General features: G+C 54.5%; 20 protein-coding genes and 1 pseudogene. 8 read left to right on the plus strand and 13 right to left on the minus strand.

The features are described from left to right. Nucleotides 1-69 precede the first annotated feature (69 nt). Nucleotides 70-1,383, minus strand: a pseudogene (locus tag FKCLFG_RS08440) (MFS transporter); the annotation flags it as partial. A 426-nt stretch (nt 1,384-1,809) separates the two neighbouring features. Between FKCLFG_RS08440 and FKCLFG_RS08445 the strand changes: the two are divergent. Further along, nucleotides 1,810-2,538 (plus strand): glutathione S-transferase, encoded by a 729-nt coding sequence (locus tag FKCLFG_RS08445; RefSeq protein ID WP_472615757.1) that lies wholly within the window; start codon nt 1,810-1,812, stop codon nt 2,536-2,538. A 131-nt stretch (nt 2,539-2,669) separates the two neighbouring features. Here the strand turns inward: FKCLFG_RS08445 and FKCLFG_RS08450 are convergent, their stop codons facing one another. From FKCLFG_RS08450 to FKCLFG_RS08465, 4 genes are all read right to left on the minus strand, one after another. After that, nucleotides 2,670-3,686, minus strand: a complete 1,017-nt coding sequence (locus FKCLFG_RS08450) for a CapA family protein (RefSeq protein WP_472615758.1) — start codon at nt 3,684-3,686, stop codon at nt 2,670-2,672. Next, a complete protein-coding gene (locus FKCLFG_RS08455; RefSeq protein WP_472615759.1) occupies nt 3,686-4,117 on the minus strand; it encodes a hypothetical protein in 432 nt (143 codons plus the stop codon). The genes FKCLFG_RS08450 and FKCLFG_RS08455 overlap by 1 nt, the downstream gene beginning before the upstream one ends. 2 nt (nt 4,118-4,119) lie before the next feature. Beyond that, a complete protein-coding gene (locus tag FKCLFG_RS08460) occupies nt 4,120-4,554 on the minus strand; it encodes a hypothetical protein (RefSeq protein ID WP_472615760.1) in 435 nt (144 codons plus the stop codon). A 92-nt stretch (nt 4,555-4,646) separates the two neighbouring features. Then, nucleotides 4,647-5,561 carry a LysR substrate-binding domain-containing protein gene (locus tag FKCLFG_RS08465; RefSeq protein ID WP_472615761.1) on the minus strand — a complete coding sequence of 305 codons (915 nt, stop codon included), beginning with the start codon at nt 5,559-5,561 and terminating at the stop codon, nt 4,647-4,649. 134 nt (nt 5,562-5,695) lie between these two features. Here FKCLFG_RS08465 and FKCLFG_RS08470 point away from each other — a divergent pair, with 134 nt between their 5' ends. Then, nucleotides 5,696-6,307, plus strand: coding sequence for an FMN-dependent NADH-azoreductase (locus tag FKCLFG_RS08470; protein ID WP_472615762.1), 612 nt, complete (start codon nt 5,696-5,698; stop codon nt 6,305-6,307). A 94-nt stretch (nt 6,308-6,401) separates the two neighbouring features. Here the strand turns inward: FKCLFG_RS08470 and rraA are convergent, their stop codons facing one another. From rraA to FKCLFG_RS08500, 6 genes are all read right to left on the minus strand, one after another. Beyond that, on the minus strand, nt 6,402-6,896 hold the full coding sequence (gene rraA, locus FKCLFG_RS08475) for a ribonuclease E activity regulator RraA (RefSeq protein ID WP_472615763.1): 495 nt from the start codon (nt 6,894-6,896) through the stop codon (nt 6,402-6,404). 70 nt (nt 6,897-6,966) lie between these two features. Next, nucleotides 6,967-8,223, minus strand: coding sequence for an MFS transporter (locus tag FKCLFG_RS08480; RefSeq protein WP_472615764.1), 1,257 nt, complete (start codon nt 8,221-8,223; stop codon nt 6,967-6,969). A gap of 30 nt (nt 8,224-8,253) precedes the next feature. After that, entirely contained in the window at nt 8,254-9,045 is a 792-nt protein-coding gene (locus FKCLFG_RS08485; RefSeq protein WP_472615765.1) for a GntR family transcriptional regulator, read from the minus strand. Between the two features lie 329 nt (nt 9,046-9,374). Beyond that, on the minus strand, nt 9,375-9,881 hold the full coding sequence (locus tag FKCLFG_RS08490; RefSeq protein WP_472615766.1) for a MaoC family dehydratase: 507 nt from the start codon (nt 9,879-9,881) through the stop codon (nt 9,375-9,377). A 13-nt stretch (nt 9,882-9,894) separates the two neighbouring features. After that, nucleotides 9,895-11,049 (minus strand): CaiB/BaiF CoA transferase family protein, encoded by a 1,155-nt coding sequence (locus FKCLFG_RS08495; protein ID WP_472615767.1) that lies wholly within the window; start codon nt 11,047-11,049, stop codon nt 9,895-9,897. Then, nucleotides 11,046-12,218, minus strand: coding sequence for a CaiB/BaiF CoA transferase family protein (locus tag FKCLFG_RS08500; protein WP_472615768.1), 1,173 nt, complete (start codon nt 12,216-12,218; stop codon nt 11,046-11,048). Before FKCLFG_RS08500 ends, FKCLFG_RS08495 begins: the two co-directional genes overlap by 4 nt. 486 nt (nt 12,219-12,704) lie before the next feature. Between FKCLFG_RS08500 and FKCLFG_RS08505 the strand changes: the two genes are divergently transcribed. From FKCLFG_RS08505 to FKCLFG_RS08515, 3 genes are all read left to right on the plus strand, one after another. Beyond that, complete coding sequence (locus FKCLFG_RS08505; RefSeq protein WP_472612665.1) at nt 12,705-13,505, plus strand: HpcH/HpaI aldolase/citrate lyase family protein; 801 nt, start codon at nt 12,705-12,707, stop codon at nt 13,503-13,505. A 49-nt stretch (nt 13,506-13,554) separates the two neighbouring features. Continuing rightward, nucleotides 13,555-14,547 carry a DctP family TRAP transporter solute-binding subunit gene (locus FKCLFG_RS08510; RefSeq protein WP_472615825.1) on the plus strand — a complete coding sequence of 331 codons (993 nt, stop codon included), beginning with the start codon at nt 13,555-13,557 and terminating at the stop codon, nt 14,545-14,547. A 126-nt stretch (nt 14,548-14,673) separates the two neighbouring features. Beyond that, nucleotides 14,674-15,939 (plus strand): acetyl-CoA hydrolase/transferase family protein, encoded by a 1,266-nt coding sequence (locus FKCLFG_RS08515; RefSeq protein ID WP_472612666.1) that lies wholly within the window; start codon nt 14,674-14,676, stop codon nt 15,937-15,939. A 78-nt stretch (nt 15,940-16,017) separates the two neighbouring features. Here FKCLFG_RS08515 and FKCLFG_RS08520 read toward each other — a convergent pair whose 3' ends face one another. Further along, nucleotides 16,018-17,172: an acyl-CoA dehydrogenase family protein gene (locus FKCLFG_RS08520; RefSeq protein WP_472612667.1), complete on the minus strand. Its 1,155-nt coding sequence runs from the start codon at nt 17,170-17,172 to the stop codon at nt 16,018-16,020. Nucleotides 17,173-17,868: 696 nt separating this feature from the next. Between FKCLFG_RS08520 and FKCLFG_RS08525 the strand changes: the two genes are divergently transcribed. From FKCLFG_RS08525 to FKCLFG_RS08535, 3 genes are all read left to right on the plus strand, one after another. Further along, nucleotides 17,869-18,429, plus strand: coding sequence for a TRAP transporter small permease (locus FKCLFG_RS08525; protein ID WP_472612668.1), 561 nt, complete (start codon nt 17,869-17,871; stop codon nt 18,427-18,429). Continuing rightward, nucleotides 18,426-19,706 carry a TRAP transporter large permease gene (locus FKCLFG_RS08530; RefSeq protein ID WP_472612669.1) on the plus strand — a complete coding sequence of 427 codons (1,281 nt, stop codon included), beginning with the start codon at nt 18,426-18,428 and terminating at the stop codon, nt 19,704-19,706. The genes FKCLFG_RS08525 and FKCLFG_RS08530 overlap by 4 nt, the downstream gene beginning before the upstream one ends. A 157-nt stretch (nt 19,707-19,863) precedes the next feature. Beyond that, nucleotides 19,864-20,370 (plus strand): FUSC family protein, encoded by a 507-nt coding sequence (locus FKCLFG_RS08535; RefSeq protein WP_472612670.1) that lies wholly within the window; start codon nt 19,864-19,866, stop codon nt 20,368-20,370. A gap of 202 nt (nt 20,371-20,572) precedes the next feature. On the opposite strand, the gene FKCLFG_RS08540 is transcribed toward FKCLFG_RS08535, so the two are convergent. Next, entirely contained in the window at nt 20,573-21,883 is a 1,311-nt protein-coding gene (locus FKCLFG_RS08540) for a homoserine dehydrogenase (protein WP_472612671.1), read from the minus strand. Between the last annotated feature and the right edge of the window lie 88 nt (nt 21,884-21,971).

The raw sequence follows: 21,971 nt of genomic DNA on the forward strand, positions 1-21,971 counted from the left end.
AAAAGTCTGATTTTACCAGCCTATCCGTGCACAATCATGCTGCGGATCTGGTGCAATCTAGCGTCCAGGCAGCCATGCCACGAATCGCATCCAGAATTCCGGCACGGCTGAAAAAATCGCCAGCGCCACCAGTGCGTTCAACACTGCCGTCACCATGAAAATCTGCGGGATGCTGCATCCCATCTTCAGCAAAATCATTGCCACCAGCGCGGCGCCGACCATGAACAGCGCATTCAGAATATTCATGCCGGCGATGGTGCGCGATACATGCTGCGGATCGCAGCGGGTCTGGATCAGCGCGAACAGCGGCACAATGTAAAACCCTCCGAAAACGCCGATCAACAGGCAGTCAAACAGAATCCGCAGGCTGCCATGTCGGGCCACAAAACCGCTCATATCGACCATTGCTGTCTGGGCGACGTCGGCATAACCGATGCTAGCAAGAAACAAATCGAAGCCGAATGCCGTCAGGCCAATCGCGCCCAGCGGCACCAGTCCGATCTCCACCCTGCCCCTTGACAAGCGTTCGCACAATAACGAGCCAGCGCCGATGCCAAACGAAAACATCGTCAGCAGCAGCACGAACACGCTATGGTCGCCGCGCAGGTAATCGCGCGCATACACCGGAAACTGTGCCAGCACGATCGCGCCGTAAAACCAGAACCATGAATTGCCCAGCATGGACAGGAACACGGTGCGGTTCTGGCGCGAAAAACGCAGATTGCGCAGCGTCTCGCGCCACGGGTTCCAGTTGATCTGCAACTCCGGCGCCGGCGCCGGCGTCGGCGGGATGGCGCGACTGGCCGCCCAGCCGATCAGTGCGAACGTCATCGTGCTGCCGGCAATGAGTTCCAGTCCCCACGGCTTTTGCACCACCAGCACCGCACCCAGCACTTCGCCCAGCAGGATGCCGACGAAGGTGCCCATTTCCACCATGCCGTTGCCGCCCGTCAGCTCTTCAAGCTTCAAATGCTGCGGCAGATACGCGTATTTCACCGGACCAAACAGCGTCGAGTGCAGCCCCATGCCGGCCACTGCCGCCACCAGAATCCACAAGCTGTGCGTCATCCAGCCATAAGCGGCGACCAGCATGATGCCGATTTCAAGCAGCTTCACAAAACGCGCGATGCGCGCCTTGTCGAACTTGTCGGCAAATTGTCCCGACAGCGCGGAAAACAGCACGAATGGCAAAATGAACAGCCCCGGAACCAGGTTATTCAACAAGGCCACATCCATCGTGGTCCAGCGCAAGGCGTCGTAAGTGATGATGGTCAGCAATGCGGTCTTGAACACGTTATCGTTAAACGCGCCGAAAAACTGGGTCCAGAAGAATGGTCCGAAACGCCGCTGGGTGAGCAGGGAAAATTGGCCGGATTGACGCATGGATAAGGATTGTTGAAAGGTTGCTGGTTGGGTGCGCGTAAAAAATGCGACGGATAACGATTTTATCGACAGCGACAATTTGCTGCCAGCAGTTTCATGCATTTTTTGAAATAAAATATACTCATTTATGTATTTTTAATTACCGCAATTAAATTATGCGCAAATTGCGGTGTTTTTAAGCATACCCCTGATAAATTATCAATTCATGGAACTATTCAGCCGGTCACGAACGTTCTTTTATATTGCAAGAGATGGTGTCGGAGTGCCAGTACGGAAAGACTCAAAATCTGCGGCAAGTTAGCGCGAACCGCATCATTGAAATGGTCAAAATGCTATCGTGTCACAGTATCTGGCGCGATAATCGGATTGCGCCAAATACCAACTTGCCTGCCCCCTATTGCGTCACTAACCGCGGAGAGTCTGCCCATGCGCTACGAACTGTATTACTGGCCCACCATACAGGGCCGGGGAGAATTCATACGACTTGCCCTGGAAGAGGCGGGCGCCGATTACGACGATGTCGCCCGTGGCCCGGATGGCGACGCCATGTTGATGCGCTTGCTGGACAGCGATGCGCTCGCCCAGCCACCATTCGCGCCGCCATTCCTGAAAGCCGGCGACCAGATCATCGGACAGACCGCCAACATATTGCTGTTCCTGGGTCCGCGGCTCGGGTTGGTGCCGGAAGATGAAACGCGCCGGCACTGGGCGCACCAACTGCAACTCACGATTGCTGACCTGTTGACCGAGATACACGATAGCCATCACCCGATCGCCAGCGGTCTCTATTACAAGGACCAAAAGCCGGAAGCGCTGCGGCGCGCGCAAGACTTTACCGGCGCACGGCTGCCGAAATTCCTCGGCTATTTCGAGCGCATCCTTGAACATAACTGCGATAACGACGGTAACGGCGACGATTATTTGCTAGGTGATGCGCTGTCCTACGTCGATTTGTCGATGTTCCAGATCATCGCCGGTTTGCGCTACGCGTTCCCGCGCACGATGAAGGCGCTGGCACCTGCGCACCCACGCTTGATCGCGCTGCATCAAAGCGTCGCAGCGCGTCCGCGCATCGCCGCCTATCTGGCGTCAAGCCGGCGCTTGCGGTTCAACCAGCAAGGCATTTTTCGGCACTATGCGGAGCTTGATGGGTAGCTGGTGGAGAGATTATTGCCAGGCGTGCAGGTTGGGCTAACGTTTCATCAGCCCAACATTCTGCGGGCAATGTTGGGCTTCGCAAGTGCGGCGCCAACCTGCGGCGCTACGCCATACATGACTATTGCGGACTATTGCGCTGCCTCATTCCCGCACAGCGCCACGTCCGCCGGCCCTCTTTTCCAGCATGGACTTTCGGCGTCCGGCACCGGGTGCGGAATACCTTCACTGTCGATGTGGGCGACGCTAGTCTCGAAATGCTGCACGCCGTTGCGGTCGAGTTGCAGCCGCAATACCCAGCCGATTGCCTGGTTGGCGTTGTCGAGTTCTTCCATCACGAAGTTGCCTACGCTGTAGACGATCAGCTTGCCCTTGTAGCGCTCGATTTCTTGCGTGACGTGCGGGTGGCCGCCGATGATGACGTCGGCCCCGGCGTCGATCATCAAGTGCGCCAACTGGCGCTGGCGCACGCCGGAGTGGGTTTCGTTTTCCCAGCCCCAGTGCATGATCGGAATGACCAAATCTGCTTTATGCACGCTGCGCGCAGCTTTGATGTCGGCTACGACTTGTTCGTCCTCGCTCCACGCTATGCCGGGAGCGTTGTAATCGGCTTCGAAGCTGCGCGGCATGAATTCGTTGTAACTGAGCAGCGCGATGCGGATGCCGTTGCGCTCGACGATGAGCGGGGCGTGGGCTTCGCGCAGATTGTGGCCGCCGCCGAATTTCAGGATGCCCTCGCGGTCAAGCAGGCCGAGCATTTCAGCAAAGGCAACACGGCCAAAATCGCCCGAGTGGTTGTTGGCCAGCGCGACCGCATCGAAGTGGCGCTTGAGCACGGCCAGCGTGCGCGGGTGGGCGCGAAAGGTGAAGTTTTTGTCGGCCGGCTCGCCGCTGGTGGCAACCACGCATTCGAGGTTGCCGATGCGAATGTCGGCCGCTTGCAGTATTGCGGCGAACGGGGCGAATGGATCGCGCCCCTGTTCGATGGCTTTGCCAGGTTTGCCGTCCAGTACGATGTCGCCGGCGAATAGCAGGCTGACCGTTGGCGCCGCTTCTGCTGCGATGGCACTGGTGCTGGATATGCACAGCGCCAGACAAGCTGCTCTGATGATCCAGTGTCTGATGTGCCTGGCAAGATGATTGATCATCACTGCACTCCCTGCAAGGTGCAACTGTACTGAAGCTCGCGCTCCACATTGGATGCGTAAAGGGAATTGTTGCCAGTCAGTGCGATGGGCGTGACGGACGCCTTGAAAGGCGGCAAGTATTTGGCTTGATGGATAAGTATCGGCTGGCGGCTGGCGTCGAGGTAAGCGTACAGATTGATTACGTCGATCCGTTGTTGCGTGCCGAGCACCACGGCCTTGAAGCGGAATCGCCCGCCGATGTCGACCGATGGAACGCTATAGGGGTCCGAGTCGGGCGCAGCTTCCACAATATGCGTGGTGCCGGCATATGTAACCTGGCAGCGCAACAATGGCGTGGCGTGGGCAACCGTGGTTGCGGTGGCTAACAGCAAAGTTGCCAACAACGTGGCGGCGCGCATCCTGATGCCGGAGTGTCGAAGTGGTATGGACATATTTAGAAGCGGTATTCGGACACGATATGTTTGCTGAAATTGTGCTTGGTGCCGCCAGGTAATATATCGGCCAGCTTTCGGGGGCTGGCCGCGGAAATGAAAATGTCAGCGACCTGATCCTTGCAGCGGAACTTCATTGCAGGGCTGAGTATTTCGCTGGCTTTGATTTTCAGATGGCGGAAAACCTTGGCCTTTTCGCTGCAGAGCAGGATGTGAATTTCCTTTTTGAACTGCAACAAAGGGATATGTATCCACCAACCTTCATCGCCGGCATGTGCGACGACGGTTGCCCAATGCGTGTTGCTCTCATTGAGCAGCGGGCTGCCAAGAGCCCCGTTAACGCGCTTGATGGCTTCACTTTTGATCATGGTTTTCTCTTGATAATGGCTGGTAACGATAGGACTTACATTTGCCCGTGGTTTTTGAACAATAATCATACTAACTGCGGTATTTTATAGTTCCGCAATATACACGTGCGGAAGATACAACATTTATGTACATACTCCCTTTATTTATAAAAACTCCAAATTCAATTAAGTAAGGTTTGCTCGCCGGCGGCGAAGCCTTCCACCAGCGCGTCGATGAAATCCCGCACCGCCGGCACCAAACCGCGGCGCGATGGAAACAGCGCATGCACGACGCCCTGCGGAATCGTCAATTCCGGCAACACATGTTCCAGCGCACCACTGGCGAGATCCTCCTGCGCCATGAATTTGGGCAGATACGTGATGCCGACGCCGTTCAGCGCGGCTCTGTGCAAGGTAACGAAATCATCGGTGGCCAGACGCGGCAGGTGTGAAACAGCCTCGACGCTGCCATCGGGCTTGGTGAACTGCCACAGGTATTTGTCGCCAGGGCGCGTCATGCTCAAGGTGGGAAAGCGGCTCAAATCGGCGATGTGCTGCGGTTTGCCGTGCAGGGCAAACAGGCCGGGGCTGCCGAGCAAGATGAGCTCCGTATTGGCCAGCAGGCGAACGGCCAGATTGGAGTCTTCCAGCGGCAGGCTTCGGACCCGCAATGCAATATCGAAGCCCTCTTCGACCACGTCCACACGGCGGTTGGTGGCTTCCACATGGACCCGCACCAGCGGCTTTGCCAGCAAAAATCGCGTCACTATGGCGGCGACATTGCTATGCAGCAATCCGACCGGACAACTTAAGCGCACCAGCCCTTGCGGCTCGGCGCGGGTGCGATCGATCGTATCGCGCGCCGCCTGCGCTTCGGCGACGAGCGCAATGCAGTGCTGGTAAAACGTATTGCCAACGTCGGTCATCGAAATTTTGCGGGTGGTCCGGTTGAGAAGACGCACCCCCAAGCTGGTTTCAAGTTCGCTGATACGCCGGCTGAGTCTGGAAACCTGCATCCCCAAATGCCGCGCAGCAGCGCTATAACCGCCCTGCTCAACCACTTTGGCGAACAGGTACATATCGTTCAAATCATACATTGCAGATCCAATTATTCTATATACAGGATAATCATTCTCGAATTTGGCTATTTAACTAATATTGTTTCTATTTTAAACTTAGTCATCGAAAAAGATTTATAACCCAATTCTTAAATATTAAATGGAGTTCCAACATGAAAATTCTGCATATTGATTCAAGCGCACTTGGTGCTATGTCGGTTTCACGGGAAGTGACAGCCGCTACCGTTTATCAACTGCAAGAAACCAATCCGAATGCAACCGTCACTTACCGCGACCTGGCCGCCACGCCGCCAGCGCACTTGGGTGGCGAATTGCTGGCGGCATTGCGGCCACAGGAAGGTTACGTTGCGCCGCAGAGTTTGCACGCAGAGTTGGCATTGACGGAAACCATGCTGGGCGAATTTCTGGCAGCCGACGTGGTGGTAATCGGCGCGCCGATGTACAACTTCTCGGTGCCGACCCAGCTCAAGGCATGGATTGATCGCATTGCGCAGGCAGGCCGTACTTTCCGCTACACCGCTCAAGGCCCGGAAGGATTGGCCGGCGGCAAGAAAGTCGTGATCGTATCGTCGCGCGGCGGCATGTATGCGGGCACCGCTTATGAAGGTGCAATGGATCATCAGGAAGCATTTCTGCGCGCGGTACTGGGCTTTTTCGGCATTACCGACATCGCGGTGATTCGCGCCGAAGGTATCGCGATGGGCCCGGATGCACGCGCACTGGCTTTGGACAAGGCACTGAATCAGACCAAAGAATGCGCCTGACGCCGCTGTTTGGCTGACCTGAATGTAAAAATGTCGCACCGCTTTGTATTGAGCGGTGCGACATTTTTTATGTTCAGCACATCGTGCTACTACATCAAACCAGCTTTTCCTGCGCCACCAGCACGCCGTCCTGATCGGCAAAGATCCAGTTGCCGGGCCGCACTACAACTCCGGCGATCATGACGCGCAACTGTATTTCACCAACACCCTTCTTGATGCTTTTTTGCGGATGCGTTGCCAGCGCGCGCACGCCGATGGCGCAGGCATTGATCTCGACTGAATCGCGGATGCAGCCGTTGACGACGATGCCGCTCCAGCCGTTATGCGCTGCCAGCACGGCCAAATTGCCGCCGACCAGCGCGCAGCGCAGACTGCCGCCGCCGTCGATCACCAGCACCTGGCCGTTGCCCGGCTGCTCCAGCGCGGTACGCACCAGCGCGTTGTCTTCGAACACTTTGAGCGTATAGGCAGGGCCGGAAAAAATCAGGCTCTGTCCGTAAGCCTTGAACACCGGCGGCAACACCGTAAGCGCACCGCTGGCGAGTTGGTCTTCATGCGCGTCGCATATATCGCAGGTGGCAAAAGTCATTCGATTCTCCGGCAAGGTTTATAAAATATGGGGTTGCAGCAATACAGCGCTATAGAATTGCACCAAAAAACTACGCCGCCTGTACCTTGGTGTTGCGTTTGCTGGTGTCGCTACCGACACTGATGGCCGTGGCAATCGACAGCACCTGAAACAAGCCAATACTGATGAAAACCCAGGCCGGGTGGTCGGCGTCCATCAGTGCGCCAAATAGAAGCGGCGCCACCGATGAACCTGCATCCAGCCCGGAATACACGACGCCATACACGCGTCCGGTGGCGTTTTTCGGCGCAGAGGCACGGATCAGCAAATCGCGCGACGGCCCGGCAATTCCGGCACCGAAGCCCACTGCCCCCATCAGCACCACGGCCATCCATGCCGGCACCACACCGAGCGCAATAATCAAGGCCATCACGCCGGCAGCGGTAAATGCCAGCGCGATAGTGCGGTCATGGTGCGTGGTTTTGGTGGTCAGAAACCCGCCCCACAACATGCCCGCCGCCGAGGCCAGCATATACGCGGTGAACGCGGTCGTCGCCAACGGCAACGACATCCCATACAAGGCACGCAGGCTGGAAGAAGAAAAACCCTGGATGCCGCTCAAGGCCATCGCGGTCATAAAGAAAAATCCGAAACACAACCAGACCGAAGGCCCGCGCATAAAGTCTAAAAGAGAACCCTCTTCCTCTTTAGCATCTGCGTGATGGGCTTGGGCAGCTTGGGTAGATGCAGCAGATGTAACAGCTGCAACCGGTGTCGCCAGCACCGCCCGATTGATCCATAACAGTGCCAGCACCGCGAAAGTGACGAGCGCGGCGAAAAGCAGGGCCATGCGCCAGCCGCTCATGCCGGCGATGGCGATCATGAAGACCGGCGCTGCGGCCCAGCCGAGATTGCCGGAAATGCCATGTACCGAAAAAGCATGTCCCAGGCGCGACGTCGAAACCCGCTGATTGAGGATGGTCAAGTCAGCCGGATGGAATACGCAATTGCCCAGCCCGGCCAGCATCGAGCCCGCCAGCAAAATCGCGTAATTCGGCGCTATCGACATCACCAGCGCGGCACCGCCCATGCAGCCAATCCCGGCAAACAGCACCGTGCGGGCACCGACCTTGTCCACCACAAAACCCGCCAGCGCCTGCCCGACGCCGGAGACGATGAAAAACACCGTCATCAAAAAACCCAGCTCCGCATACGACAGATCGAAAGCCACTTTCAGCCAGGGAAACAACGAAGCCAGCAGTAAATGGGAAAAGTGCGACACCGCATGGGCGCTACCGACCAGCCCAATCACCAGCGCATCTTGTTGCAAAGTTTGATTTTTATGCATGGCACTCTCGCAGCGGAATGGTCTGTGTATTCAAGATTTAACTCTTCGCAAGGTCATTGCAAAACGAAATTGATCGATTGGATACAAACTGAACGCGATTTCAGCAACCTTGCCGGAGCTAAGGCGATAGGTTCGTTGTATCTGAATCACGTTTTCACCCGCTTCAATCTCAAACTGCGGCGCAATTTCGGCTGGTACCACGCGCCCATTTAACACTTGCTCGACTTCTGCGATGCGTTCGCCGTATAAATCTTCTATCAATTCGAAAACAGTGCCGGGGCGATGTCCAATCAAGCGAGACAGCCCGGCGTACTCGGCATCGAGGAACACTTCGGTCCAGCATACCGGTTTCAATTGTTTCTCAGCGTAGCGGAAGCCGCGTATGCGCAGCCAGCGCTGGCCGACGCTGCCGCCAATGCGCCGTACGGTTTCCGCATCGCTCACGATCATTTCGGATGAGTCAACCTGATAGCGAATCTCGGTAGCAAACGTAATAATGTCGTTGATAGAGCTGACTTCATGCACATACGAGTCGCCGGTTCCGATTGGCAGCACGGTCGTTCCCACGCGCTGGCGCGATGCGACCAGTCCATCGTCTCGTAATTGTCGTAGCGCCTGACGCACCGTATGACGGCTGACGTCAAAACGCACCGTCAACTCTTCTTCGGTCGGAATCTGTGTACCCACCGGATAGACGCCGCTGATTATTTCATTCTTCAGGGTATGCGCCACCTGCCGATATAAAGGCTGGCGCACACTTGGACCGCTTTTTTTAATTGCTTCGTCCTGGGCCAATGCTTTCGTTGCAGCTTGCGGTTTCATTTTTTTTGTTCCGGCAGGACGCGCCTGCTCTTCTTGATGAATGCCCGCAGCCTTAAAAATCTCCCGATCGAATCGTCAGGAAAATTTCACAGATAAGCAGGCACACAGGGTTGTCGGATTTGGAAAATCGCCTGATTTTTCCAAGCCCTGCACGGAAGCACGGGCCTTACAGGGTTTCTTGATCTAAACATTCTCTCATCAATTTCTTTATTAGGCAAAGCAGCTGGACAGTGGCGGAACCAGACATTTTAAGGTGCTGCGCCGAAGCGAAAAGCGAGGCATTGCGTCTTACTTTCCGCTTCGGCGCAGCACTGGCCTAGTTTTGTTTTTTAGTCATCCACCGCATGACCGCGTTTGGGCACAAGCACTGTCCGGTCGAAACGCATGAATTCAGTGCCGTCCGCTTTCTTGCCGATGGTGCGCACCGTGACGATGCCTTGCGTCTTGCGCGAGCTGGATTCGCGCTTGGACAAGACTTCGGATTCGGAATAGATGGTATCGCCGACAAATACCGGTGCATTCATCTTGATGTCGGTCCAGCCCAGATTTCCAATCGCCTTTTGGCTGATATCACTGACACTCATGCCACACACGATGGATAGCGTCAGGCAGCTATTGACGACGGCCTGTTTGAATTCGGATTTCTCCGCGTAGGCGTTGTCGAAATGCAGTGGATGCGTATTCATCGTCAACAATGTGAACCAGATATTGTCAGTCTCGGTAATGGTGCGGCCCGGCCGATGCTCGTATACATCACCGATGGTGAAGTCTTCGTAATAACGGCCAAAGCTTTCGCGATAACGTCCTGGGGAAATTTCCTGTACGGTTTTTGTCATGATTGATGCTCCTTTATTGTTTTGATTCAGGTTGAATAAGGCCGTTTTGCCCGGATTCCAGTCGATGCATGATCTGCTCGGTATGCTCGCCGATGGTCGGCGTGTCGAGAACGGGCATCGACGGCTCATGCTGGAAATGGATGGCGCTGGCAATATGGGGGCGGCCAGCAGCATCGCGCAGTACCATGCCGCGCGCTAACAGGTTGGCGTCTTCGATGGCTTCCGGCAAGGTATTGACGACGCCGTAACAGACGTCCATTCCTGCTAGCAAGGCATTCCATGCATCGCGAGTCTTGCCAAGGAACGACGCAGCCAGAAAATCCACCACTGGCTGCTGGTGCACACCGGGGCCGCGCAAGCACAGATCCACCAATTCGGGGCGCCCCAGCGCTGTTAATAGCGTGCGTATGAATTTTGGTTCCTGACCCGCTAGCGCCAGATGTTTGCCATCGCTGGTTTCATATAAATGGTAAAAAGCCGAACCCCCTGTGCTGCGCTCGTGTTTCGGATCGGGCATGCGTCCTTCGGCGAACACGGGGCCGAGGATATTGAGCGTGCCAGCAACGGCAGCGTCCTGCATGCTGATGTCGAGATAATCGCCCAGTCCAGTTTGCTGGCGACGCAACAACGCCATCAGTACCCCGGACAATCCCTGCAAACCACTCAACACATCGGCAATCGGTATCCCGGGAATCGCCGGACGACCATCGTCTCCAAGCGTCATGGAAAGTAATCCACTGATCGCCTCGACCGCGAGATCGTGCGCCGGCCGCTTCGCGTAGGGACCATTTTGGCCGAAGGCACTAATCGAGCAATAGACGATGCCCGGATTGCGCTCGCGCACTTGTGCATAGCCGATACCCAACCGTTCCATCACCCCGGGCCGAAACGATTCGACGAATACATCCGCGGTCTCGCATAGGCCAAGCAAGGTTTCGCGCCCCGCCTCTGTTTTTAGATCGAGCACCACGCTCTTTTTGCCGCGATTCAGATTCCGAAAGAACACGGTATGCGCTCCATCGGACGGGCTGATGTGGCGTCCGGCATCACCTTCGCCGGGGGATTCAATCTTGATGACTTCCGCCCCGTGATCCGCCAGCGCCAAGGTCAGATAGGGCCCAGGCAAAAACACTGACAGGTCGATTACCCGCAATCCCTCGAGCTTCATGACGCTGCTCCGGTCGACTGGGGTACTGGCTGCGGTGGTACGGCTAGCGCGTCGTTGTCTGCGCCGAGTGGCGAGCACATGACTTGCTCAGGCCGCACGCCATCGAATTTCAACGGGCTGGACAACACTTTCATGTCGGCCCTAAGCGGATGCCGCACGGTGCTCACCATGCCGGTTTCAGTCACGAAGGGGTTGTTCAGCGCTTGCTCCAGCGTAAACACGGGTGCCACAGGAAGCACTTGGCTCAGGGTAGACAGCCAGTATTCGCTTGGCTGCTTACGAAACTCGATGTCGAGAATGCCGGTCAGCACCTCGCCGTTGATGGCGCGCGCCGCTGTTGATGTAAAGCGCGGATCCAGATTGAGGTCGGTACGGCCCAGCGCACTGAGCAACGCATTCCAGAATTTATCCGTCATGCACATAACGTAAATCCAGCCATCGGCGCTTGGATAGGTTTGCACCGGAGCAACCGAAAAATGCGCGCTGCGCGCCTGCCGCTTCGACAAATGTCCTTCATTCAGAAACCAGGTTCCAGCGTAGCCAAGTTGATGCAGGGCAACATCGAACAAGCAAGTATCGACATCGCAACCCTGACCGGTTTTGTCAGCGCGACGCAAACAAGCGAGCAGTCCAACCATGCCGGTCATGCCGGTCAAATAATCAACAATCGAAGGGCCGGAGCGCGATGGCGGGCCATCTGGCTCGCCAGTCAGGTGCATCAAACCGGCCTCGGCTTGCATCAGAAAATCATACCCAGGCCGTGCCGCACGTTCATTGTGGCGGCCATAGGCGGAGATGTGCAGGCACACTATGCTGGGCTTGATGTGCTTCAGGCTGGCGTAATCGATTTTCAACTTCTCTGGCAGATCGCCGCGGAAATTATTGACTACGGCATCAGCACTTGCCACCAGCTTTTCAAATGCTGCGCGACCCTCGGGCGATTTCAAATCAATCGCCACGCTGCGCTTGTTCATGTTCCAGGTCTGGAAATAGAGACTGTCGTCCGTGCCCAGCAAGTAAGGACCGGTATGGCGGGACGGGTCGCCGCCGGTGCTCTGATTTTCAATCTTGATGACTTCAGCGCCCATATCAGCTAGAAACATCGAGCCATAAGGTGCCGCAGCGAAGTGTTCAAGGGACAGTACGCGAAGGCCTTCGAGTGGTTTCATTGGATAAAACTCCTTGTCGAAAACTGCTCATATTCATTGGCTCTTATGCAGAGCGCCTTATCGGCAGGGCTAATCCTGTATCCGGTCATCATGTCATTCACGTCTCGTCTCCTTGGCAATGGTATTTTCATTAGCTTTAAAATGTACGGATAATTATATATTCTCACATATTAAAGTCAATATGTGCGTACAAATTAAATTAAGCGTTACACACCCATCTCAAGTGAATACTCCATATACAGTGCCTATTTTTAATTTAAATATTTACAATTTAGAACGTATTTTGCCTTTATTTTCCCGATGGAAATTAAATTTATTACCTATAAAAAATTTAAATAAATTTGTACGTACATATTGACGACGTGTTTTAATTAGACTACATTCGCGTTTGAAGGATTTATCTGGGCTGGCTGTATCCCTGCTGCTATTTGGCCGGCACTGATGTTCGATGATCAATCACCAACATCTGAAAATTGAGGAAATACGATGAGTAATAGATCTTTTCTTTTTGTCCCGGGCAATCGGCCGGAACGGTTTGACAAGGCGATCAATTCTGGTGCAGACGCGATAATCGTGGATCTGGAAGACGCCGTAGCACCCGCCGACAAAGTCGCGGCGCGCGAACATATCAGGCAATGGCTGACACCAGAACGCAAAATTTATATCCGCATTAATGGTGCCGAGACGGAATGGTTTGCCGATGACATCGCACTATTGCAGTCGCCAGGCGTGGTGGGTGTGGTGCTGCCAAAGGCAGAAAACGCCGAACAAATCAATACGGTGGTTGCCCGTTGCACCCCTGCAATGCGAGTTATTCCGATCATCGAAACGGCCCTGGGGCTTTGGAACGTGGAACACGTTGCCCGTGCGGCACAGGTAGAACGGCTGGCTTTTGGCTCGGTGGATTTTCAACTGGATTGCGCTATCAATGGCGAGGGCGACGAGCTCCTTTTCGCCCGGTCGCAACTGGTCATTGTGTCGCGAGTCGCGGGTTTACTGGCGCCCATCGATGGTGTCACGGTAGATCTCGATAATGCAGAAACATTGACGCAGGATGTAATGCGCGCCCGCAATCTCGGCTTCTCCGGAAAGTTGTGCGTGCATCCCAAACAAGTTGCCGGGATCAATGCTGGATTCCGTCCAAACCCAAGCGAAATTCTCGCGGCCCAGCAAATTCTCGAAGCTGTAAAAAATTGCGGTGAAAACGCCATTCGTCTCGAAGGCAAGTTGATCGATCGACCGGTGGTCGAGCGCGCGCGGGCAATCCTCACGTCCGCTTCCTTATGAATTAAGTTTTAAACGACCTGCAGTACACACTATAAAAATGGAGACAGTAATGAAATTGCTTACAAAATTGCTTGGTATCGCTACCCTCGCCGCGAGTTCTTTGGCGTTCGCGCAGCAACCGATCATTATCAAATTCAGCTTTGTCACGCCGGCGGATTCGCCAAAAGGCAAAGCCGCAGAATACTTCAAGAAAGCGGCCGAAGAAAAGACCGGTGGCAAGGTGAAAGTCGAGCTCTACCCTAATAGCATTCTGTACAAAGACAAGGAAGAACTGGAAGCATTGCAGCTAGGTTCCGTGCAAATGCTAGCACCGACCCTAGGTAAATTTGGCACCATGGGAGTGCGCGAATATGAGCTGTTCGATCTGCCGTTTTTGTTTGAAAATTTTGACGAAGTCCATCGTGTAACGCAAGGGCAAATTGGCAAAAATATGCTGGCATTGCTGGAACCAAAAGGTATCAAAGGCTTAGGTTTTTGGGATAGCGGTTTCAAGCAAATGAATGCGAACAAGCCTCTCCGGTCGGTAAACGATTTCAAAGGCGTCAAGATGCGCATCTTTTCGTCCAGAGTGCTGGACTCGCAGATGCGTGCGCTCGGCGCCAACCCTCAGGTGCTCGCCGCAAGTGAAATTTATTCGGCAATGCAGACTGGGCTAGTCGATGGTGGCGAAAATGTGGAAGCCATCTTCTGGAAGTTTAAATTCTTCGAGGTACAGAGTCACTTGACGCTTTCCAATCATGGGTACACCGGTTACGCCGTGGTGACCAGCAAGAAATTCTGGGATGGATTGCCTGCTGACATCCGTACCCAGCTCGAATCTGCAATGAAAACGACTACTGACTATGCAAACGCGATTGCGAAAAAGGAAAATCAAGATGGCCTGGAATCCGTAAGGAAAAGCGGCAAGACCCAGATCATTACACTCACGCCAGCTGAACGCGTTGAATGGAAAAAAGCATTGAAAAAAACGCATACACAAAGCGAAGACAGAATCGGAAAACCACTGCTCGAATCGATTTACAAGGAAGTCGGTCACCATTAATAGTCTTGTCAATCTAAGCGTGGGAAACCGAGCTTAAAAAACCGTTGCACCGGCCGCTGCCCGTCTTTTCCATCCTGAGACTGGCAGCGGCTTTTCAATAAATCGGTTACAACCTGGAGTGTGCTCGTGACCCAGATATTAAATTCACGCTCTCTTGATTTGTCCCAATTCGTACGACCTGGTGACGCAATTCTGTGGAGTCAGGGCACCGCTGAACCATTGACTCTATCCGAGGCGTTGGTAGAACAGCGCGCGGGGCTCGGCAACTGTTCCGTGTTTCTCGGCGCACTGTACTCGCACACTGTGCGCCCGGAATATGCGGACCATCTGTCGTTTTGCGGCTACTCAGGGATAGGCAACAACCGGCGCTTAATTGATGGCGGCGTATTCGACGTGATTCCGGCCCAATATTCGCAACTGCCGAGTTTGCTGGCGGACGGTCTAATTAAATGCGACGTCGTATTTCTGCATCTCAGCGCTGAAGGCCAGAACGGAAAACCGAGTCTGGGCATCGCCAACGATTACATGATTGCTGCGGCGCGACGTGCGCGCGTTGTGATTGCCGAGATTAACGATCAGATGCCGTGGACCTATGGTTCCGAAGATCTTTCCGGATTGCGTATCGATGCAGTGGTACGTACTTCACGCCCGGTGCTGGACTTGCCAAGCCCGCCGGTTGGCGATACCGAGCGTCGCATCGCACGCCATGCCGCGCCCTTCATCCCTGATAGTGCGGTGCTGGAGCTTGGGCTGGGCGCGATTCCGGATGCCATTCTGGCCGAATTGCGTAACCACCGGGATATTGGGATTCATTCTGGAATGCTGGGTGATAGCTTCGTCGATCTTGTCGAATCGGGTACTGTTACCAACGCATCCAAAGCTATTGATCGCGGTGTAAGCGTGGGCGGAGTGCTATTTGGCACGCAGCGCCTGTACCGTTTTGCCGAGCGCAACCCGGCGCTTATTCTGCGCCCGGCCAGCTACACGCATAGCATCCGGATACTGACGCAGTTGCAGCGCTTCATTGCGATTAACTCGGCGATTGAAGTGGACCTTACTGGTCAGGTCAACGCCGAAGTAGCGAATGGAAAATATCTCGGCGCCATCGGCGGCCAGCTTGATTTTGTGCGCGGCGCCAACGCTTCCGACGGCGGTCGCTCCATCATCGCGCTGCCCTCAACTACCAAAAATGGCAGCCTGAGTCGTATTGTCGTCAATCTTTCGCGGGGCGTCACGACGACACCGCGCAGCGATGCCGACCTGATAGTCACCGAATGGGGCGTTGCGCAGTTGCGCGGCCAAAGCTTGAAGGAACGGATGCGGCGCATGATATTGATTGCGCACCCCGACCACCGCGAACAGCTGGAACGTGATGCATACGCGCAGCAATAAGCCGTGCTGGGTGTTTGGTCCGAGCAGCGTCATCCCGCGTGATTAATCACGCGGGATGACGCTGCTCGGCAACTGGCTTCAAATACGATAGCGTTCCACCAATTGCTTGGCAATCACTTGTCGCAAGATCTCGTTGCTGCCTTCACCGATGACCATCAACATGCAGTCGCGATAGTAGCGCTCGATCTCGTACTCGACCGAATAACTGTAGCCGCCAAAAATGCGCATCGCTTCCTGCGCACAGAAAACGCCTGCCTCAGACCCTGCCAGCTTCGCAATAGCGGCTTCCAGATCACAGCGTTCGCCACGGTCGTACTTGCGGGCTGCCGTTTCTATCAAGTGTTTGGCGCCCTCGACCTGCGTCACCATGTCGGCCAATTTAAGCTGAATGGCCTGATGCTGGCAGATCGGTTTGCCGAAGGCGCTACGTTCCTGCGCATAGCGTAATGAATGTTTCAGCGCCCCTTCGCCGATGCCAGCGCCGCGCGATGCGACGTTGATGCGGCCCAGTTCCAGCCCTCCTGCAGTTTGCGCAAAACCTTTGCCCTCCATGCCGCCCAGCAGATTATCGACCGGCACCTTGTAATCTTCGAAGTTAAGTTCGCAGGTATCAATGGCGCGGTAGCCCATTTTCTTCAGCTTGCCGACGACGTTGTAGCCAGGGCCTTTTTCGGCGATCAGAAGGCTCATGCCCTTGTGGCGCGGATCGGCGTGAGGATCAGTTTTGACCAGCAACAGCGTGAAATTGCCGTGCATGCTGTTGGTAATCCAAGTCTTGTTGCCATTGACCACATAGTGGTCGCCCTCGAGTTTGGCAGTAGTGCGTATGGCCTGCAGGTCCGACCCCGCATTGGGCTCGGTCAAGCCCAAACTGCCGCGAAAATCACCGGTTGCCATTATCGGCAGGTACTTCAGCTTCTGCGCCTCGGTGCCATTACGCTCAATGGCCGAGGCCACGATCAAGTGGGAATTGAAGATGCCGGAGGGAGCCATCCAGACCGACGCCACCTTCATGGTGATCTGCGCATAAGTCCAGGCCGATAGTCCCAATCCACCGTATTGCTCACCGATGGTGGCGCCAAACAGGCCCAATTCCTTCATTTGGTCAACGATATCCTGCGGGTACTCGTCGGCCAGATCAAATTTTCGCGCAACCGGCCGCAGTTCCTTTTCGACCCAGACTTCTATGGCGTCGACGAATTCCTGCTGATCGTTATCTTTATTGTTTGTCATGCTGTCTCCAGTTGCTTGGTAGTGGATTTTGTATTCCATGTTGTGGCCGCGACCGGCGATCAGCATGGAACTCTGCGTAATAACGGCCCAGGTTGCGGCAAAATGGCACTCGCCGATCTGTTTGATGTTTTGAACCAAGGAGCAATTTGTGAGAGGCTGAGACTCACTAAATTGCGCAATATTAAATTAATTTGTATGGACAATATATTGTTACACGATCTCATTGTCAAGAATTTTGTCCGGAGCATAATTTGATCCTGTCCTTTACGGTCTCATAGCGTAATGTCTTGTGTTGACATAGGACGCGTGTCGGGTCTCATTGATCAAGTCGAACGTTAGCTGTTGGGCGGGGATAGATGGAATGAACCAAGACATCTCTGGCGATCTTCTCGTTCCGAGGCGCCATTTCAGCGATATGGGGGCGTTACCGAATACAGTTTGCCACAAAATATTTGGTCGGATTTGGTCCTTGACAGGACAATATTCAAAGACTTAAGATGATTTGTACTTACAAATATATGAGACATTCGAATGCAAAATTTTTCCCGCCCCAGCCTCCTGGAAAGTCGGATCGGCAAGGACGTGATCGGCGCGATTAAGAAAGAATCCTCAAGCCTCGGTTTCAAATAAAAAAAGAACCCGACAGCAATGCGGCTGGCAAGCTGCATTGCTGTCGGGTTTAACCATGGAGATTTCATGAAATTCCTCGATTATCTTGAAGAATGGCTGATCGCCTTCTTGATGGCAGCGGCCACCATTGTCACCTTTGTCGCCGTCCTGCACCGCTACGCGTCCGGCATTACCCTGTTCGGCATCCAGGATGTACTGATCCACATCAATACCAGCTGGGCCCAGGAATTGACCATTTATATGTTCGTATGGATGGCAAAGTTCGGCGCCGCTTATGGCGTGCGCACCGGCATCCACGTCGGCGTTGACGTCTTGATCAACAAGCTGAATACGCCGTGGCGCAAAAAATTCGTCATCTTCGGCCTGCTGGCCGGCGCCACTTTCACCGGTCTAGTCGGTACTTTCGGCGCCAAATTCGTATACGAATTAAGCCATACCAGCAGCGTTTCCGAAGTGCTGGAAATTCCGATGTGGATCGTCTATATGGCGGTGCCGCTCGGCTCGTACCTGATGGCATTTCGCTTCCTGCAAGTGGCCTGGCATTTCATTCAAACCGGCGATTTGCCAAAACACGACCATACCCACGTAGAAGGTTTGGAAGAAGAGATTAAAGGGGAAAAAGCATGAATGCACTGATCATCTTTGTGCTGCTGTTCGGCCTGATGCTGACCGGCATGCCGATCTCGATTTCGCTCGGCCTGACGGTATTGACTTTCCTGTTCACGATGACTTCGATACCGATCGAAGCGGTCGCTTTGAAGCTGTTTACGGGTATCGAAAAGTTCGAGATCATGGCGATCCCGTTCTTCATTCTGGCGGGCAATTTCCTGACCCACGGCGGGGTGGCGCGGCGCATGATCAATTTCGCCACGTCGATGATCGGCCACTGGCATGGCGGCCTGGCTTTGGGCGGAGTAGCGGCTTGTGCATTGTTCGCCGCAGTTTCCGGCTCTTCACCTGCCACCGTGGTCGCAATCGGCTCGATTATGTTGCCGGCCATGGTCAAGCAGGGTTATCCAAAAGGCTTCGGGGCAGGCGTCATCACGACATCCGGTGCATTGGGCATCCTGATCCCGCCATCGATCGTGATGGTGATGTACTCGGTCTCGACTAATACTTCGGTGGGCAAACTGTTCATGGCCGGCGTGATCCCTGGCTTGTTGCTGGCCTTCTTTTTAGGATTGACTACCTGGGTTTTGGCGCGCAAGCGGGGATATCCGCGCATGCCGAAGGCAAGCTGGAGCGAGCGTTTGGTGGCCTTTCGCAAAAGCGCCTGGGGTCTGCTGCTGATCGTGATCGTGATGGGCGGCATCTATTCCGGCATGTTCACCCCGACCGAGGCAGCTGCGGTGTCAGCGGTATATGCGTTTATCGTCGCCGTATTTATCTACAAGGATATGGGCATGAAGCAAGTGCCGAAGGTCTTGCTGGACTCGGCTTCGATGTCTGCGATGCTGCTGTATATCATCACCAATGCGGTGCTGTTCTCTTTCCTGATGACCAGCGAGCATATCCCGCAGGATATGGCGGCCTGGATCATGGACAAGGGTTTTGGCATGATTTCCTTCCTGCTGGTGGTCAACGTGCTGCTGCTGTTGGCGGGTAACGTGATGGAGCCGTCGTCGATCGTTCTGATCATGGCGCCAATCCTGTTCCCTGTGGCGATGACGCTCGGTATCGATCCGATTCACTTCGGCATCATCATGGTGGTCAATATGGAAGTCGGCATGTGCCATCCGCCGGTGGGTCTAAACCTGTATGTGGCATCCGGAATCGCCAAAATGGGCATCACCGAGTTGACTATCGCCGTCATGCCGTGGCTGCTGACGATGCTGGGCTTCTTGGTACTGATCACTTATGTTCCGCAAATCTCGCTCTGGCTGCCTAATCTGATTTTTAATTAAATCGAATTGGCTAAAAAACTGGAGTATAAGGCCGTCATTTTCTCTGCACGACAGATGATGGCCTTTAACTGCAGGCAAAAATCTAATGCAACCTTGCCGGCACTCGCACCCCATTTTTCGGTCAGGGCGCAAAGCTTGCGGCCAAAAATAGATCAAAATGGAATTTCACATCGTCAGTCTCAGAAAAAATGCGCTGGTGTACATCGTCAAGATCATCACTGGCTCGGTGATACTCTGGTTTGGCTTACATGCCCTGGGCATTGCCGATCCATACTGGGCCATGATCTCGTTGATCATCGTTACCGAGCCAGATGTCAAAGTAGCCAAGGAGAATTTCAACGCACGTTTGATTAATACTATTAGTGGCAGCGTAGCGGCTGCTTTGGCACTTGTCTTCTTTGGCACGGGCTTTTTTGCAATCCTATTGGCTCTGACCGCAGCCATACTGATTGCCATGCTATTGGAAGGCTATCCCTCTAACTGGCGACTCGGCCCTGCTACCGTTGTGGTTGTGATGTCTGCCGCGGCTTCTGGAAGCGAACTCAGTCAGGAACTGCATTTCGGCTTATTGCGCATCGGCGAAGTATTGGCGGGAAGTGCGGTCGCATTATTGCAGTCACTAGCTTATGCATACATGCTTAAACGCCTAACCTCGCCACTCTAGCAGTACGACATTGCTGCAGGCGGAGACCGAACTCGGCAAGGCTAGTCACTCGTTCGCCCCATTTTTTACACACAACCAGAATGCGACGAGCAATTACGCCGCAATCAGAAAATAATGTAAAAACAATGGGTATATTTTATAAAATCAATAGATATATGCGGAAAATGGCATGTTTTTAGTCATACTATAATCAGTATAAAACCTACGCCAGCTCTTCCGAACGGATTCTGACCACTTTGCCGCGCACTGTCGACAAGGCTTCGATGCTGGCGATGACGGCATCGATATACTTCTCTTGGGTCTGGTGCGTCAGGATGATGATGTCAGTCTCCGTTGTGCTTTCCTCCGGTTCCTTCTGCAGCATCGCTTCCACAGAAATTCTGGAGTTGGCCAGGATGCTGGTGACGCTGGCCAGCACGCCGGCTTCATCGGCGACGTGGATGCGCAAATAATACGAAGTCGTGATTTCGCTCACTGGCAGAATCGGCGTGTTGTGAACCGCGTCCGGCTGGAACGCCAGATGCGGCACCCGATGCCCGGGGTCGGCAGTAGCCAGGCGGGTAATATCGACCAGATCGGCAATCACCGCAGAAGCAGTCGGCTCGGCGCCGGCGCCTTTGCCGTAATACAGCGTTGGGCCAACCGCGTCGCCCCGCACCATTACCGCGTTCATCGCGCCTTCGACGTTGGCGATCAGGCACTTGGCCGGAATCAGGGTCGGGTGCACGCGCAACTCGATCCCGTCTGGCATGCGCTTGGCAATCCCCAGCAACTTGATGCGGTAGCCGAGTTGTTCGGCGTACTGGATATCGATACCTTGCAGTGTGGTGATGCCTTCGACATACGCTTTGGTGAACTGCACCGGAATACCGAATGCAATCGACGCCATCAGCGTGACCTTGTGGGCCGCGTCGACGCCTTCGATATCGAAGGTCGGGTCGGCTTCCGCATAGCCCAGCCGCTGCGCGTCCTTCAAGGCCACATCGAAGTCCAGGTCCTTGTCGCGCATCTCCGACAGGATGAAGTTGGTGGTGCCGTTGATGATGCCGGCCAGCCATTCGATCCGGTTGGCGGTCAAGCCTTCGCGCAACGCTTTGATAATCGGAATGCCGCCGGCCACTGCAGCCTCGAAAGCGACCATCACGCCCTTCTCTTGCGCGGCCTGGAAAATTGCATCGCCATGCAGCGCCAGCAAGGCTTTGTTGGCAGTCACAACGTGCTTGCCGTTGGCGATTGCCTTCAACACCAAATCTTTGGCGATGCCGCAGCCGCCGATCAATTCGATGACGATGTCGATGTCTGGGTTATTGATGACCAGGTTGGCGTCGCTCACTACTTCACATGCGCCGCCGGTCAGTTCTCTGGCGCGTTCGGTATTCAGGTCAGCCACCATCGTGATCTCAATAACGCGACCGGCGCGGCGCATGATCTCTTCCTGGTTGCGCTTCAAGACGTTGAATGTGCCGGAACCCACGGTTCCGATGCCCAATAAACCTACTTTGATTGGTTTCATAATTTCACTGGTGATGAGGTGACTAAATGCGGGCAGGTCGGCTGGAAAATTATGGATTTTCCAGGCCAACCCGCTGAGTATAAAAAGG

It is taken from the genome of Gelidimonas denitrificans, from assembly GCF_055694065.1.

What these genes read in the sequence shown, in the direction of transcription:
- FKCLFG_RS08530 (WP_472612669.1), top strand. Translation starts at nt 18,426, where the DNA reads ATGAATGCACTGATCATCTTTGTGCTGCTGTTCGGCCTGATGCTGACC.
- FKCLFG_RS08455 (WP_472615759.1), bottom strand. Translation starts at nt 4,117, where the DNA reads ATGTCCATACCACTTCGACACTCCGGCATCAGGATGCGCGCCGCCACG.
- FKCLFG_RS08535 (WP_472612670.1), top strand. Translation starts at nt 19,864, where the DNA reads ATGGAATTTCACATCGTCAGTCTCAGAAAAAATGCGCTGGTGTACATC.
- FKCLFG_RS08520 (WP_472612667.1), bottom strand. Translation starts at nt 17,172, where the DNA reads ATGACAAACAATAAAGATAACGATCAGCAGGAATTCGTCGACGCCATA.
- FKCLFG_RS08465 (WP_472615761.1), bottom strand. Translation starts at nt 5,561, where the DNA reads ATGTATGATTTGAACGATATGTACCTGTTCGCCAAAGTGGTTGAGCAG.
- FKCLFG_RS08510 (WP_472615825.1), top strand. Translation starts at nt 13,555, where the DNA reads ATGAAATTGCTTACAAAATTGCTTGGTATCGCTACCCTCGCCGCGAGT.
- FKCLFG_RS08445 (WP_472615757.1), top strand. Translation starts at nt 1,810, where the DNA reads ATGCGCTACGAACTGTATTACTGGCCCACCATACAGGGCCGGGGAGAA.
- FKCLFG_RS08500 (WP_472615768.1), bottom strand. Translation starts at nt 12,218, where the DNA reads ATGAAACCACTCGAAGGCCTTCGCGTACTGTCCCTTGAACACTTCGCT.
- FKCLFG_RS08460 (WP_472615760.1), bottom strand. Translation starts at nt 4,554, where the DNA reads ATGATTATTGTTCAAAAACCACGGGCAAATGTAAGTCCTATCGTTACC.
- FKCLFG_RS08450 (WP_472615758.1), bottom strand. Translation starts at nt 3,686, where the DNA reads ATGATCAATCATCTTGCCAGGCACATCAGACACTGGATCATCAGAGCA.
- FKCLFG_RS08525 (WP_472612668.1), top strand. Translation starts at nt 17,869, where the DNA reads ATGAAATTCCTCGATTATCTTGAAGAATGGCTGATCGCCTTCTTGATG.
- FKCLFG_RS08490 (WP_472615766.1), bottom strand. Translation starts at nt 9,881, where the DNA reads ATGACAAAAACCGTACAGGAAATTTCCCCAGGACGTTATCGCGAAAGC.
- FKCLFG_RS08505 (WP_472612665.1), top strand. Translation starts at nt 12,705, where the DNA reads ATGAGTAATAGATCTTTTCTTTTTGTCCCGGGCAATCGGCCGGAACGG.
- FKCLFG_RS08485 (WP_472615765.1), bottom strand. Translation starts at nt 9,045, where the DNA reads ATGAAACCGCAAGCTGCAACGAAAGCATTGGCCCAGGACGAAGCAATT.
- FKCLFG_RS08495 (WP_472615767.1), bottom strand. Translation starts at nt 11,049, where the DNA reads ATGAAGCTCGAGGGATTGCGGGTAATCGACCTGTCAGTGTTTTTGCCT.
- FKCLFG_RS08480 (WP_472615764.1), bottom strand. Translation starts at nt 8,223, where the DNA reads ATGCATAAAAATCAAACTTTGCAACAAGATGCGCTGGTGATTGGGCTG.
- rraA (WP_472615763.1), bottom strand. Translation starts at nt 6,896, where the DNA reads ATGACTTTTGCCACCTGCGATATATGCGACGCGCATGAAGACCAACTC.
- FKCLFG_RS08470 (WP_472615762.1), top strand. Translation starts at nt 5,696, where the DNA reads ATGAAAATTCTGCATATTGATTCAAGCGCACTTGGTGCTATGTCGGTT.
- FKCLFG_RS08540 (WP_472612671.1), bottom strand. Translation starts at nt 21,883, where the DNA reads ATGAAACCAATCAAAGTAGGTTTATTGGGCATCGGAACCGTGGGTTCC.